Below are 245 nucleotides of genomic sequence, written 5' to 3' on the forward strand. Positions count from 1 at the left end.
CCCGGTCGGCCGGGTCGGCAGCGCCGGCCGCTCGCCGCGCAACACCCGCAGGTACGCGTCGATGAAGCCGAACTCGTAGCCGATCGAGATCAGCGCGGTGATCATGTCGCCGGGGAGCCGGGCGGCGAGGCGGGCGGCTGCGCCCACGGCGTACTCCAGGCCCGGCATGACGAGGCGGGCCCTGGCCAGATCGGGCTCGCGGGCCAGCAGCGCGTCCGCGTCGAAGCCCGTCTGGTATTCGGCCG

At 75.1% G+C, this 245-nt stretch carries 1 pseudogene; it reads right to left on the reverse strand.

From position 1 onward, the window contains the following. Positions 1–245: pseudogene (locus LPA42_RS33620) on the reverse strand (hypothetical protein); the annotation flags it as partial.

Source organism: Micromonospora sp. DH13 (genome assembly GCF_020873825.1).
GTDB lineage: Bacteria > Actinomycetota > Actinomycetes > Mycobacteriales > Micromonosporaceae > Micromonospora > Micromonospora haikouensis.